Source organism: Arsukibacterium sp. UBA3155, assembly GCA_002364615.1.
In the GTDB taxonomy this organism is placed as follows: Bacteria; Pseudomonadota; Gammaproteobacteria; order Enterobacterales; family Alteromonadaceae; genus Alishewanella.
Genome location: DEYP01000013.1, coordinates 26,488 through 39,361, shown reverse-complemented (window position 1 = coordinate 39,361; position 12,874 = coordinate 26,488). Strand labels below are relative to the sequence as shown.

11 protein-coding genes are annotated in these 12,874 nt (G+C 43.2%); 2 read left to right on the top strand and 9 right to left on the bottom strand.

What is annotated here, in order from left to right; genetic code table 11:
* The 3 genes from B2X65_RS04195 to B2X65_RS04185 all read right to left on the bottom strand — a co-directional run bounded on the left by B2X65_RS04195 (position 1) and on the right by B2X65_RS04185 (position 3,718).
* Positions 1–951 carry a polysaccharide deacetylase family protein gene (locus tag B2X65_RS04195; protein ID WP_290610865.1) on the bottom strand — a complete coding sequence of 317 codons (951 nt, stop codon included), beginning with the start codon at positions 949–951 and terminating at the stop codon, positions 1–3.
* On the bottom strand, positions 929–2,659 hold the full coding sequence (locus B2X65_RS04190; RefSeq protein WP_290610864.1) for an asparagine synthetase B family protein: 1,731 nt from the start codon (positions 2,657–2,659) through the stop codon (positions 929–931). Before B2X65_RS04190 ends, B2X65_RS04195 begins: the two co-directional genes overlap by 23 nt.
* A gap of 63 nt (positions 2,660–2,722) precedes the next feature.
* Positions 2,723–3,718 (bottom strand): hypothetical protein, encoded by a 996-nt coding sequence (locus B2X65_RS04185; protein WP_290610863.1) that lies wholly within the window; start codon positions 3,716–3,718, stop codon positions 2,723–2,725.
* A gap of 155 nt (positions 3,719–3,873) precedes the next feature.
* Here B2X65_RS04185 and B2X65_RS04180 point away from each other — a divergent pair, with 155 nt between their 5' ends.
* Entirely contained in the window at positions 3,874–4,581 is a 708-nt protein-coding gene (locus B2X65_RS04180; protein ID WP_290610862.1) for a tetratricopeptide repeat protein, read from the top strand.
* A 212-nt stretch (positions 4,582–4,793) separates the two neighbouring features.
* Entirely contained in the window at positions 4,794–5,858 is a 1,065-nt protein-coding gene (locus tag B2X65_RS04175; RefSeq protein ID WP_290610861.1) for a sugar-transfer associated ATP-grasp domain-containing protein, read from the top strand.
* 144 nt (positions 5,859–6,002) lie between these two features.
* On the opposite strand, the gene B2X65_RS04170 is transcribed toward B2X65_RS04175, so the two are convergent.
* The 6 genes from B2X65_RS04170 to B2X65_RS04145 all read right to left on the bottom strand — a co-directional run bounded on the left by B2X65_RS04170 (position 6,003) and on the right by B2X65_RS04145 (position 12,804).
* Positions 6,003–7,043, bottom strand: a complete 1,041-nt coding sequence (locus tag B2X65_RS04170; RefSeq protein WP_290610859.1) for a sugar-transfer associated ATP-grasp domain-containing protein — start codon at positions 7,041–7,043, stop codon at positions 6,003–6,005.
* 255 nt (positions 7,044–7,298) lie between these two features.
* Positions 7,299–8,372 (bottom strand): sugar-transfer associated ATP-grasp domain-containing protein, encoded by a 1,074-nt coding sequence (locus tag B2X65_RS04165; RefSeq protein WP_290610858.1) that lies wholly within the window; start codon positions 8,370–8,372, stop codon positions 7,299–7,301.
* Positions 8,356–9,459 carry a sugar-transfer associated ATP-grasp domain-containing protein gene (locus tag B2X65_RS04160; RefSeq protein ID WP_290610857.1) on the bottom strand — a complete coding sequence of 368 codons (1,104 nt, stop codon included), beginning with the start codon at positions 9,457–9,459 and terminating at the stop codon, positions 8,356–8,358. The genes B2X65_RS04165 and B2X65_RS04160 overlap by 17 nt, the downstream gene beginning before the upstream one ends.
* Positions 9,459–10,466: a polysaccharide deacetylase family protein gene (locus tag B2X65_RS04155; protein WP_290610856.1), complete on the bottom strand. Its 1,008-nt coding sequence runs from the start codon at positions 10,464–10,466 to the stop codon at positions 9,459–9,461. The genes B2X65_RS04160 and B2X65_RS04155 overlap by 1 nt, the downstream gene beginning before the upstream one ends.
* Positions 10,466–11,365 (bottom strand): hypothetical protein, encoded by a 900-nt coding sequence (locus B2X65_RS04150; RefSeq protein WP_290610855.1) that lies wholly within the window; start codon positions 11,363–11,365, stop codon positions 10,466–10,468. The genes B2X65_RS04155 and B2X65_RS04150 overlap by 1 nt, the downstream gene beginning before the upstream one ends.
* Positions 11,362–12,804, bottom strand: coding sequence for a lipopolysaccharide biosynthesis protein (locus tag B2X65_RS04145; RefSeq protein WP_290610854.1), 1,443 nt, complete (start codon positions 12,802–12,804; stop codon positions 11,362–11,364). Before B2X65_RS04145 ends, B2X65_RS04150 begins: the two co-directional genes overlap by 4 nt.
* Positions 12,805–12,874: the final 70 nt, after the last annotated feature.

The window sequence follows — 12,874 nt, the reverse complement described above, 5'->3', positions numbered from 1 at the left end:
TTAACCCTTTTGCCAATATTGGTTGACTAATCTTATGTGGAATTTCAACTCACGGTGATCCCAAGGTGTAAAGCGCTTTAATTTAAATACAGAGTTGCCACCGGTAGATACACCCCAGTCAGTTGTAACTGCGCTGTCAAAGCCCGAATGTTGTACAATGCCCACCGCTGTTTCATCAAAATCACGGCCAATGACACCATTTGGGTAAGCAAAATGCTTAATGGGTTTTTCAGTCCACGCTTCCAGTTGCTGCTTACTTTGGAGTATCTCGTTTTGTTGCTCAGCTGCTGGCAGTACTTTAAGAATGGGATGATTAATAGTATGGGCACCAATACAGGTACCTGTTGCGGCCAGTTGCTTTATCTCCGCTGGATTCATCATTAATGGGGCTTGCTCAACCGCCTCATTTTCCAGATAAAGTTTATCGACTTCAGCTATTCTAGGCCCAATTGCTAAATATTTCAGTTTCATCAACCATTGCTGCGCCAGTTCACGCCGTTGTGGCCAATCCCCAAGCTCAACCTTTTCTCCCTGCAAGCTCAGCTGTTGGCGATTTTTATCTGAAAACAGATAAATAATCCGATCATTCCACATATTGTTACCATGACTAAAACCGGTAGCAATATACACCGTTGCTGGAATACCATATTTAGCCAGGATGGGTTGAGCTACTGTTAAATTATTCAGATAGCCGTCATCAAAGGTCACACACACCGCATTAGCCGGCAGGGTGTTGTGCTGCAGGTGGTGCAAGGCGTCATCCAGTGACAAGGGCGTAAAATAGTCCCGCAGCAGGCGCATTTGCCAGTCGAATACTTCTGCCGTAGGTTCGCTGGGGCGCATAGGGTCCGGTTCGGCCAGTACTTGGTGATAGATGAGAATACTCAGTTTATTACGGCCAAGCAGTTTGCCGGCCAGTTGCAGTAATTTATGCATTGGCAGTATTCTCATGCTCTTCAGCCTGCAGCCACAGTTCCAGTACCACTAATATCCAGATTAGCTCACCATAGTAACTGGCATGGCTGTTAGTATGCGCGTCTATTGCTGCATCAATTAAGCTGGCTTTAACAATGTTTCTTTGCCGGAAGGCATTAAGCGCCTTTAAAGCCAGTGTTTTAAGTTGGGCATTGTCTGTCAACCACACCCCAAAAGGCAGGCCGAAACCATGCTTCTCTTTGCTAAGGGTTTCATCGGCCAAAAAGCCATTACAGACTTTTTTATAAAAATCACGAAGCTTCTGGCCGGGTAGTTTGGTACTGGCAGCAACCTTACAACTGAAATCGACCAGTGATTTATCCAGCATGGGGTAACGGACTTCAACCCCTGCCAGTTCACACATTTTAGTCACTTTTACCAGATCGTTATCTGCCAGGGTAAACTTCCAGTCCAGAAACAGCATTCTATCAACCGGATCGTTGCTTCGGCATTGCTCGTAACGCTGTTTCAGTAATTGCTCAGGCCTTGCTGTATCTATGCCTGCCAGAAATGATTCAGTAAAAATAGCTGTGCTGCCAAACTGATTAATAAAGTTATAGTTCTGCAACCGCATTGGCAGTTTTTCATCAGCCTGGCGAATATAACTTGCTACTTTCTTAAAGCCGGGCAAGCTTGCCAGCGGCGTTTTCAGAAAAATTGCTCTGGCGAGTGATTGCAATTGTTCAGGCGCGTTGGCAAATACCTCAAAGACTTTCTGCTTAGCGTAGCGACTATTTCCCGCGAACAATTCATCACCGCCATCGCCAGCCAGCAGCACATCGCGACCATCTTCTTTGGCAAATTTGGCGCAAAAATAGGCGGCCATTGCCGAGGAATTGCCGAAAGGTTCATCAAAGTACTGCGCCACTTTAACAAAGGCGTCAGCAGCTTGCTCAGGCGTTAAATAATGTACTTGGTGACGGGTGTTAAAGTGTTTCGCAGTAATCAGCGCATAGGCTGTTTCGTCATAGCCTTTAGCTTTAAAACCTATAGAGTAGGTATGCGCCGGTTGTTGGTGTTGAGCTAACATTCCGGCTACGGTCGAACTATCCAGACCACCGCTTAAAAAGGCTCCACAATCAGGGGCTAAGCTATGTTGTACTGCGTTGTTTAGCTGTTGCAAACATTGCTGCTGAAGCACACTGGCTGACTCTGTACTGGGTTTAAAGTCAGGGCAGTAGAGCAAGGAGCCAGCGCTGATATCGGTCGCGTTAACGTTAATCAGATAGGCAGGCTCCAGCTTAAATACCTGCTGATAAATGGTATCGGGGGCCGGAATGCAGTGAAAATACACATAGTGATAAATTGCTTGTTTATTCAGCGCACAAGTTACCCCCAGCTGTTTTAACGGTTTCAGGCCATGGCCGATATAAAGCACGTGTTGCTGTAAAGCGTAATAACAGCTTTGCACGCCCATAATGTCATTTAGCAGCGAAACCGGTTTACCGCTTTCAATCACCACAAGGTAAAAGTCGCCGGCTAAATGCTGGTACAGCGCAGCCAAATCAGACTTTTCGTTTAATAATTGCAGTATTTTGCTGGCAGTAACCGGCTGTTGTTGCCAGCGGGCCCGGCCCAGCAGTGCGACAGCACAAGCATCGTTTTTGGCAATGTCCAGCTTAGGGTGGGCGGCGATACGAACTTCCGGGCAATCGTTAACGGCTATTACAACGTGTGTGTCCATGGCTGTTGACCTGCAATCCTTTTGCTGAAATTAATATATGGCGATGTTAGTGCATCAGGCTGATTAAGCAAAGTTATATGGCAAAATGCCGTAAATGGCATCTAACATGCCCGCCGGTATGGCATAGGTGTTAATAACTTTCTTCTGACCGATATCATAGGCAACCACTAATGCTTCGTTGCCATCCATATACTTAAAATTACCCTGGCTAATAAATTTTAATTTTGACATTAGCTTGGTTTTTCTAAGCTTTGAATAACCAATATAAAAAATATCGCCGTCGACCAATAAACCGCGACACCAGCCCAATGGTCGGTTACGTTCGTTAGCAAACGGGTCATGTTTATCAATAACCTGACGGGTATTAGGGTCAACGATAACCAGGTAGCCGTCAACCCGGGTAAACACCAGTTTATCCTGCCACCAGATACCATCATGCACACTCATTTCATCCTGATGCGCAACGTCAATTCTATCAGTAACATCATCAAGACACACAGCATCATCATGGGTACAACGGGTAACCCAAAGTTTATTATCCAGTTTAAAAACATAGTTCGGGTGACTGTCATGCGGTCGGGTTGAGTGAATTAGTCGATAGTCAGTTTTAGGATCAAACCGGTGCCATGGTGTTTTTCCTTCAGTGTTTACAATTCGTTTAATTTCACCGGTTTCAGGGCATAACACTACGATATTATCAATACCGGTTGAGGTCACCACCAGCTCGTTATTAAAAAGGTGCACTGAGTGAATATTGTGAAAACAAGGATGAGAAAAGCACTTTAACTGCTTTAAATCTGGCAGTTGATACTGATAAATTTCGGTATCGGTAGGCAGCCACAGTGTATCTCCGTCTAAACAGGCAACGGTATACTGTTGATTGGGGTGTTGCTCGGGATAGTTTTTGCCGCCATCAGCCTTGCTAAGCAAGGTGCTGAACTGACCGTTGGTTAAATCCAGTTTTAATAACCCGGCTTTACCGTAATACTTACCTTCACCCAGCTCAAAACCATTTTCACGAAGGCAACCGCCCGCTACTAACAAATTGCGAAGTGCCACTATACATTCCCTGTTTTCTTAAATCCCAAGCACTATTCTATAGATCTCACTGGTAAAACTAAAGTGTTTACTGTTAACTGCTATTTAGCAAGACTGGTCGACGCTTGATTGACTGGTTATACTAATCGTATATTTGAGTTAACAAGGAAGTGTTTATGCGAATTTTAATTGGAGTGTTATTAGTTTTAACGTCTTTCCAAATCAAGGCTTTTAATTTTACCCTAACCGAACGCGAGTTCAGCATCTGGGATGAGCGATGTAAAATGGCTTTTGCAGCTAGCGGTGCTGGCCGTCGCTCTGGTTTTTATCCTAACATGACTGCTGAAAGGAATAAGGAAGTAAGAGAATTTGCTGAAGCGGCGGGTGGTGCATGGCATTATTGTGCCGGGTTAATACTGTTACAAAGAGCATATAGTGCTACTGGCAAGGAACGAGAAGAAAACCTAACCAGAGCAGTAAGGGAAATTAAGTTTACGGTTGTCCGTATTCCGCAAGAAAACCAATGGTACCCGGAAATATATGTCGACTATGCCAGAGCCCAATACTTGAATAATAATAAAATAGATGCATTTATCACCCTTCAGCAGCTGATTACAACACATCCATCGCACTCGCTTGCCTACACAGCGCTTGCTTACTATCTGAAAAAAGAAAATAAACTTGACCAAGCTATTACCACTTTGCAAAACGCCCCTGAGCTTCTAAAAAATGAATCAGCAGAGCTCAATTACTTTTTAGGTTGGTATTTGATGGAAGCTAATGACTCAAAGGCAGCTTTGGAATATGCTAAACGAGCTTATGCACTAAATTATCCAGTACCAACTCTTCGCCAGCGCTTAGCTGCAAAAGGACTTAGTTGGTAATATTAACAGGATGAGTGAAAGCCTCAAAACAGAGAATGGATAAAATTATGTATATTTCAGATCACTTTACTTAATTCGAGAGTTTAGGCCTGATTACTCCAAAAGTGGTTAAAAAACTTGACCACAAGTCACTTAAAGAGCAACACTTAAGTCCCGATTAAAAGTAAACTCTTTACCTATCTAGTAAATGAGCTAAAAGGAATTGGCAGGAAATGGACTATCCAAATAAGTTTTATGCATACTTATATGCAATTAATGCAGCAGCTTTACAAGCCAAAACCAGTAGATTGCGTGCTTTTTTTTCTGTTTTTTATGCAAAGCTGCGTTATAACATCGGCCCCGCATACCATTCCGTGTATGAATTAAGTAAGGTAAAAGTTAAAGAATGGCCCGAGTATCTCGTAGATGCTCCATTAATAGTAATCTTGGGTAGTGTAAATAAAGAATTCCATAGAAATGTTATCGGTGATAAAGCGCTTTTCTGGAAGCATTGTAAAAAAAGCAATTTAAAAACTGTTGATATATTTAATCGTAATGATGAGCTTTTAGAATTATCTGAAGCTGAATTTATTAAAGCAGTGCCAATTAATTGTTCATCGCTGTTTATTAAACCAGCGTCTGGGTCACGAGGTGAAGGTTCTTTTAGCGCTCAAAGAAGCTCTGGTGCTTGGAGCTTTTTAAAAAAAACTGGTACTCTTGCAGATCTTTACCAATACTGCCAAAACAATAGGCCGAATAAAGATGGATGGCTTATTCAGCCGAAATTAAGTTCACACCCTGATATTCTTACAATCTCATCAAATGATGGACTTAGTACTTTACGAATAGTCTCACATAGACGGGGCAAAGACGTAAAATTAGCTTATGGTCTTATTAAATTAGTAGCTATTGGCAATATTATCGACAATTTTAAAACAGGTAGATTGGGCAACAAGGTCGCTGCTATTAACCTTGATAAGGGAGACCTTATGGCTGGTAAAGGATCTTTGAACCCTTTGTGGCCATCAATAATATCCTTTGCCAACTGCCCCCACACCGCCAACAAAATTGAAGGCTTTATGCTACCTTTTTGGAGCGAAACGAAAGAATTAATCACTCGCGCTCATTTAAGTTTTGAGAACCTACCCTCGATAGGCTGGGATGTTGCGATAACTGAAAACGGGCCTATTATTATCGAAGGTAATACGAATTATGGTGCTGATATAGTGCAGGTCGCTTATAGCCGCGGTATCAAATCTGAATTACTTAATGAGCTTAAGTCTTTAATAGATCAATAAAAATATCTTGGGTAGTTAGCTAATAAAGTATTTAAAATTAAATTAGCAGATTATGGCTAATACTTTAATTCATAAACCAATTATATTTTCCATATTATTTTAATTGTTGAAATTACTTATATTCAAGTGCTTCAATAATGTCTATTACTTTTCGAGCCATCCTAACAGTTGCTGATGGCTTGCATTCATTTTGGTTACGCCAGTCGCTGTCGGTGCAAGATTAAATTCAATAATTACCGGCTCCTGTGGTGTCAGCGCAATGTCCAGGCCAACAAAACGGGTATTGGGTAAAATGCTAATTACCTTTTCAGCCAGCGTAATAACTTCTTGTCGAAATGGCAGTTGGCGATCAATTAAGTTCTCACCACTGTCAGGATGGTGTTCATAACAGTGTTCGTTATTATCTGGTGGTAACAGCATTACTGTTTTAAAACTGTTAATGTCAATTGACACACCAAAACCACCGGCCATTTTGTTGTCGATTAGTTTTCCACTGCGGCCTACGCGTAAATAAACAGCAATTATCTTTGGTTTGCCGTCAGTAGTTTTACCTACCCAAATCCTCAACGTGTTGAGACTGCTTGGATTAAAATCTGCCAGAGCGGGGTGTTGTTGTAAATATTTCTCAATAATGTAATCACACCCTCGATCTATCATCAGCGTCCGGCTAAGAAAATTAGCAATAGATACTGTCGTTTGCTTACCCAGCTCCTTAAACATTAATCCGTTGCTGCGATCAATTTCTACTGCACAGAAACCTTCACCGCCTGACCCATCAACCGGTTTAAAACAGATTTTGTCTAAATCAGTACGCTTCATCAGCAAAGCAGTAAGATCCTCCGCTGAGCGTAGAGAAGCGCAATCTGCATTACACCCTCCTGTAGCTGACAAGTACCCAAGGAATTCAGCATCTGGGATGTTATAAAATTTGAGCAATGCTTTCGACATCACCTTATTGCGAGCTATTACACGATAACTGAGCGGATTTATCTTATTTAAAAAACGATAATACTGCTGATCATGCCAGTATCCCATCTTCTGCTGCCACGACATATTCTTTTGCCACAATAAATATTTATGATAATTGCCCGGACCAAAACCGGTTAGCAATTGCAGCAGTAACATCTCTTTAATTTGCTGTAGAAATGGCAGCGCATTAATGTCTCTGGCGCGTGCAAGTGACATTTTTGTCGCGTAAATAATTGAAGTTAACATGATAATTCAACAACACGCGTTAACGACAAAAAAGCTAAAGTAACTGCTAATGATGCCATACGCTATCTATTCCACTTAGTTAATAAAATACTTCAGTGAAGACAAACAGCAGCCGGTGATTTGCATCTGCTGCTATTTAATCAACTAAGTATAGATATTTAACTTAAGTATACAAATTGTTGAACATGTTTTTTTGTCGACCTAGTACTTTCTTTATGAATGGTGCTACTGATCCAGCCAGCCTAACAACTGCTGATGACTTGAATTGATAACGTAGGCGCCTATTGCAGTCGGTGCCAAGTTAAATTCAACAATCACAGGGCCTTCTGGCGTCAACGCGATATCCAAACCAACAAAAGTAGTGTGAGGTAAAATGCTGATTACCTTTTCAGACAAAGCAATTACTTCTTCCCGAAATGGCAGCTGTTGTTCGAACATATTATAACCTGTGTCAGGGTGGGTTTTAACGGTTGGTTTGCTGCTATCTAATGACATAGCCAAGGTGGTTTTAAAGTCTTCAGGGTCAATCGCGATACCAAAACCGCCTGACAGTAGATTGTCTACCATACTCCCTTGGCGACCTATCCGTAAATAAATTGCAATAACTTTTGCTTTTTCATTTTCGCGTTGACCTACCCATACCCGCAACGTATTTAAGCTACTGGGGTTAAATGCAGCTAAAGCGGGATGCTGTTCCAGGTACTTTTCGATAATATAATCACTATCATTATTTGTAGCCATTAATTGAGTCACGAAATCGCTAACGTTAAGGCTTCTGTCTTTACTGAGTTCACGTAACTTGATTTCATCGTTATTACGTTCAATTTCAACGGCACAAAAACCTTCGCCACCTGAACCCGCAACCGGTTTAAAGCATATTTTTGTTAAGTCTGTTCGTTGCTTCAACATGTCGCCCAGAACAGCAAGTGTGGTTATTGGTTTACCATCAGCCAGAAAACCATTATTTTTTGATAAAAAGCAAAGATATTCGGCATCAGGAATATCGTAAAACTCAAGAAGTGATTTTGCCAGTACTTTATTGCGGGCCATTATTCGATAGCTAAGTGGGTTAACCTTATTTAAAAAACGATAGTATTTCTGATCATGCCAGTATCCCAGCTTTTGTTGCCAGGGCATATCTTTCTGCCAAAGTTTATAGCGATGATAGTTACCCGGTCCAAAACCAATTTTTATTTGTAATAAAAACATTTCTTTTAGCTGCCGGAAAAAAGGTAAAGCATCGGGATCTTTCTGGTTTTTCCATGATAATTTTATAGCGTTGCTAATACTGCTTAACATTATGCTTCCTTGCGACTCGTTTAAGTTTAATAGAGGGAATATTACCGTGAGCGGCACCGTCTTTATCAGGTGCTACATTGGATTCAATTAATAATGGGGCCTGGTGGCCGGTCATAGTAATATCCAGTCCGGCAAAGCGGGTGTGGGGTAACGCTATCAGCACCTTTTCGGCAAACTGTTTAATCTGTGGCCACTGCTCCAATATAACCCCGGCCAGGGGGGCGGCATGGTCGGGATGCTGACAAATATCATCACGATGCGGGGTTTTTTTAATTAGTCCGGGCTGTAGTTCGCCTGTTGCCAGTGCAACCGGGCACATAATGCCACCGGCAGAAGCATTGTCGATAACCTTGCCGGCCCGGCCAATTCGCAGGTAACCGCCAATAACTTCAGCTTGGTCGGGTGCGGTTTCCAGCACCCATAATCTTAACGTATTTAAACTGGACGGGTTAAAACTGGCGAACTGGGCAGACTGCCGAATATAAGCTTCCAGCATAAATTCCGGGTGTTGGTTTTTTCTACGATAGAAGTTAACAAGTTGCTCTGCATTGTAAGACTTTTGCTCACCTACCGATTGCAGCTGCAGTTCATCACCAGAATACGTAATTGCGATTGCAAGCACACCTACGCCACCGAAACCCTCCAGCGGTTTTAGCATCACCATGCTACCGGCATGCTGCTTTAGTAGCTGTTCCAGCGCTCCAGCTGTTGTCAACGTCGCGCCGCTTTCAGTAACACCGTTAATGGGGTGGAAATAACCAAGCATTTGCGCCGTGGGTATATGCAACAACTGGTATAACGCCTTTTCCGACAATTTACTTTGAGTAAGTTTGCGGTAAAGCGGTGGATTAAGTTTATCTAAGGCGTGGTAATACTCGCGGGCGGAAATATGCTGCCACTTATCGGCTTCTTTAAAGTTTTTTCTGGCCATACCGGCTACGACAAAATAGCGGGGGCCCAGCCTGGTTTTCAGGCAAAACTTGCTGGTTTGCCATAGCATTTCTGGAAATGACAAGTCGGCCAGTTGCGCTTCTTTTTTTAGCATAGCCAGGGTGTCTTTTAATCTGCTGAGATAGCCCGCTATCATTATCCGCCTCGTTTCAACAGGGAAGTCGCTGAACGTAATAATGTCATTATTCCTGTCAGTTCAGCTTCAAATTCCAGATCGCTTACCTTATCACTATCGACCAATCTTGGCAGGCACAGTAAATGGTTGTGCTTGCTAACCAATTCATTTTCAGTGGTAGTGGCGGTTTTAATTTGTATATTGCTCAGCAGGCTAAGCTGCTGTTGCTGATATTCACCCCGGGGATAGCAAAAATGCTGCGGGTTTTTACCGGTAAGTTGGTTGATGTGTTGTCGGTTTTCTATAATTTCAGCCACCGCATCATCAGAGGTTAGTTCAGAAAATTTATGGCGGTGGGTATGTAGCTCAATAGCCAGACCCCGCGCCGCCATGGCGGTAACTTTTTCCGGGGTAAGAAACATTAATTTACCGCTATGTTGCCAGCTGGCAAGGTCTTCCCCAAAATAAGCGGCCAGCTCTGTTAAAATGGGCTGCTCGTAGGCTGAGCCTAGCTCTGCCGCCAGAGGCAGTAAGTCATTAATATTTAACTGCTTGAGCGAGGTATGAGGTGTTAAACAGCTACTATCTGTCAGCGCAAAAGGCCTTTTATACTTCCAGAACAAATAATAACAAGACAATTTAAATACCGGCCGCTGATTAATAACAAAATAGCTGGAAAGATATAACGTGGCGTTAAAGCCGTACTTTTTAAGGGCTGGTAGCATTCCTTGCTCAATAGCCGCCCAGCCGTCGTCAATGGTAATTACAAGGGTGTTTTTTTTATACTGGCCGGCCTGATGTTGCTGAAATAACTCATCCAGCGATACTGGCTTGTAGCCCCATTTAGCCAGTAGTGCCATGCGCCTGGCGAAGGTGCTGCTGCGCATAAATACGCCAGGCGAAAACTGGTATTCATCATCTACCGCAATGCCGTGGTAGCAGAGAATGCGAGGCCGGCGAGCGGTGATTTTACTGGCAAGATAAAAGAAACCAAGCCATTTACAGAATGTAAGAATAAACAGCTTCATCAGTTAGGTTGCCTTTTATACCAGGCAAGTAGCCGGTTTCTGGGGATAAAAATAACATAGTTTTTTGGCTGATACTGGCCATTTTCAAACGCCTGTTTACGGCTGGCCGAGCGACTAAAGGCACCGCTGTTTATACCTTCACCATGAGAATAAAACCAGCTGGCTTGCATCTCGCTAAGCAGCTCATTGATAAAAGCCAGTTTGGGGCTGACAGTTGCAATTGCCGGATCATAAAACCAACAAGCACCCACCATACCTTTTAGTTGTCGATTAAGCAGTAGCAACTGAGCAACTTGCTGGCAGGTCTGGCGCCAGCCGGCGGCGGTTAACTGGTTTATTTCTGACAAATGAATATGCAGCCGGCATACTGGCTTATTGCCTTGGGCTGCGATTAACGCCCGGATAAAGCTCGCCGCCTGCGTAATTCCATTTCCGTAAAGCAATGAGCGTTGAATAGCAGAAAACGGTTCCACAACCCGCTCTGTGCAGGGCAGCAGGGCGCCGGTTAATAAGCCAACATCTTTCAGAAATTTGTCATCTGTTTCTGGCAGGCTGGCGGCATCAGTGCTGCACCACAGCTTAAAAATACGCAGCAAACTACGCGGGTAGTTATCGCTAATCTCGCTGCTGATAGTTAGCGGTAGTTGTTGCAATGAGAATTCTGTCAATAAGCTTAAGATCAGCAATCTGGCCAGCTCAGTTTTGCTGCAGCCTAATTGTGCCGGCATTGTAGCTAAGCTGTTATGTAATTCAGCCTGTTGATTATAAGGCTGATAAGGCGAAGTCGCATAGCATTGACGTTGCAACTGTTGTAACGCTGTACTGCTGATAGCGCTTTGCTGCAAGGCACTGAGTTGCTGCTGTGCTGCATGCTGAATAGCCATTAGCGAATCAGTCATGGCAGCGGGCTATTAATTGTCGGTGGAAACCCCTTGATCCGCATACGGCTGAAAATATTATGCTCAAACCCCTCCGGGTAACCTTGCAGATGCCAGATAAACAGGGTGACGCCAATGTAACTTATAATGCCGGTCAGTACTTCAAGTAATAATTGCAGCAGTGGAAAAGGTAAATTCACGGTCACCTGCACACCCCAAACAGCCGCAGCCATAATTAGCCCGGCAGCAACAGGGCGGATAAAGGCGTTTAATAATGACAATACCGGTAGTTTTAAAAAACGCAATACAATGGTCTGTATCACCAACACCATTAGTGCTGTAGATCCTAGTTTAGCCTGACCAATGCCAATTAAGCCGTTATAGTGCAATAGCGGAATAAACAGCGCAAAAAACACTGCTAATCTGCTTAAATTAATAAAAAAAGCTATATGCGGTTTGCCAGCGGCCAGATAAATATAGCTGTTATTTGAGGTGACACTAAAGAACATATTAGCCAGTGCCAGTAATTGCAACAGCGGCACCATGGATAGCCACTGCTCACCGAGCAGCACACTGACCAGCAGCGGTGCTACCATAGCTATACCAATTGAGGCAGGAATGGTTAGGCTGGCTGTTAGCGCTACAGTATTTAAATACGCTTTATTTAATTCAGTCGGGTTGTCCTGAAAACGCGAGTACACCGGAAAAGTAGCTTTACTTATCGGCAGCGCAATATGACTGCCCGGTAGCTGGCCAATTTCTTTACCCAGTGCCAGATATCCCAGTGCTGTAGGCGATAGCGCCTTACCAACAATAAGTTGACTGACTTTATCGTTAATAAAATTGACGACATTATTAAGTAATAACCAGCGGGAAAACTTAAAGAGTTTATTAAAAGACTTAAAACAAATACGGGGCCTGAACGGATGCATAATATAGCTGTAAATTGTCGTGATTAGTTGGTGACTGACTACCCCGAGCACCAGTGCCCAGTAGTTTCTGAAAATAAACGCGAGGCTCAGGGTAATGACAAAGCTAATAACTTTGGGAATTAGCTGTAATTGCAATTCTTTGCGAAAATTCAGATCGCGTTGAAAGTTAATTACCCCGATATTATGAAAACCCGATAAAATACTGACAAAGGCAATCACATACAACACATCCTCTAAGCGCGGATCCTGATAGTAGCCTGCCACCGGCGAAGCGATGAGTACCAGACAAAGTGCAGCGGCAAAGCCAAACAACACATTAAAAGTCCAGGCGCTATTGTAGTCGTCTAAATTATTGGTTTTTTGCTGAATTAACGCTGTACCCAGTGCCAAGGCGCCAAATAACTCAATAAAAGCATAAATCGCCACGGTGATGGCTACCAGGCCAAAATCCTCGGGGGTGAGTAGCCGGGCCAGGAAAATGGAGCTGACAATGCCAATCGATTTAATACTCAAGCGGGTAATTAACATGAACACTGACCCAGAATATACTTTATTCTGGGTATGGCTATTTTGGGCTTGAGTAGGCTGCTCTTGGCTA

Coding starts and splice junctions, on each gene's coding strand:
- B2X65_RS04180 (WP_290610862.1), top strand. CDS start 3,874: ATGCGAATTTTAATTGGAGTGTTATTAGTTTTAACGTCTTTCCAAATC.
- B2X65_RS04195 (WP_290610865.1), bottom strand. CDS start 951: ATGAGAATACTGCCAATGCATAAATTACTGCAACTGGCCGGCAAACTG.
- B2X65_RS04160 (WP_290610857.1), bottom strand. CDS start 9,459: ATGATAGCGGGCTATCTCAGCAGATTAAAAGACACCCTGGCTATGCTA.
- B2X65_RS04170 (WP_290610859.1), bottom strand. CDS start 7,043: ATGTCACTTGCACGCGCCAGAGACATTAATGCGCTGCCATTTCTACAG.
- B2X65_RS04175 (WP_290610861.1), top strand. CDS start 4,794: ATGGACTATCCAAATAAGTTTTATGCATACTTATATGCAATTAATGCA.
- B2X65_RS04145 (WP_290610854.1), bottom strand. CDS start 12,804: ATGTTAATTACCCGCTTGAGTATTAAATCGATTGGCATTGTCAGCTCC.
- B2X65_RS04155 (WP_290610856.1), bottom strand. CDS start 10,466: ATGAAGCTGTTTATTCTTACATTCTGTAAATGGCTTGGTTTCTTTTAT.
- B2X65_RS04150 (WP_290610855.1), bottom strand. CDS start 11,365: ATGACTGATTCGCTAATGGCTATTCAGCATGCAGCACAGCAGCAACTC.
- B2X65_RS04190 (WP_290610864.1), bottom strand. CDS start 2,659: ATGGACACACACGTTGTAATAGCCGTTAACGATTGCCCGGAAGTTCGT.
- B2X65_RS04165 (WP_290610858.1), bottom strand. CDS start 8,372: ATGTTAAGCAGTATTAGCAACGCTATAAAATTATCATGGAAAAACCAG.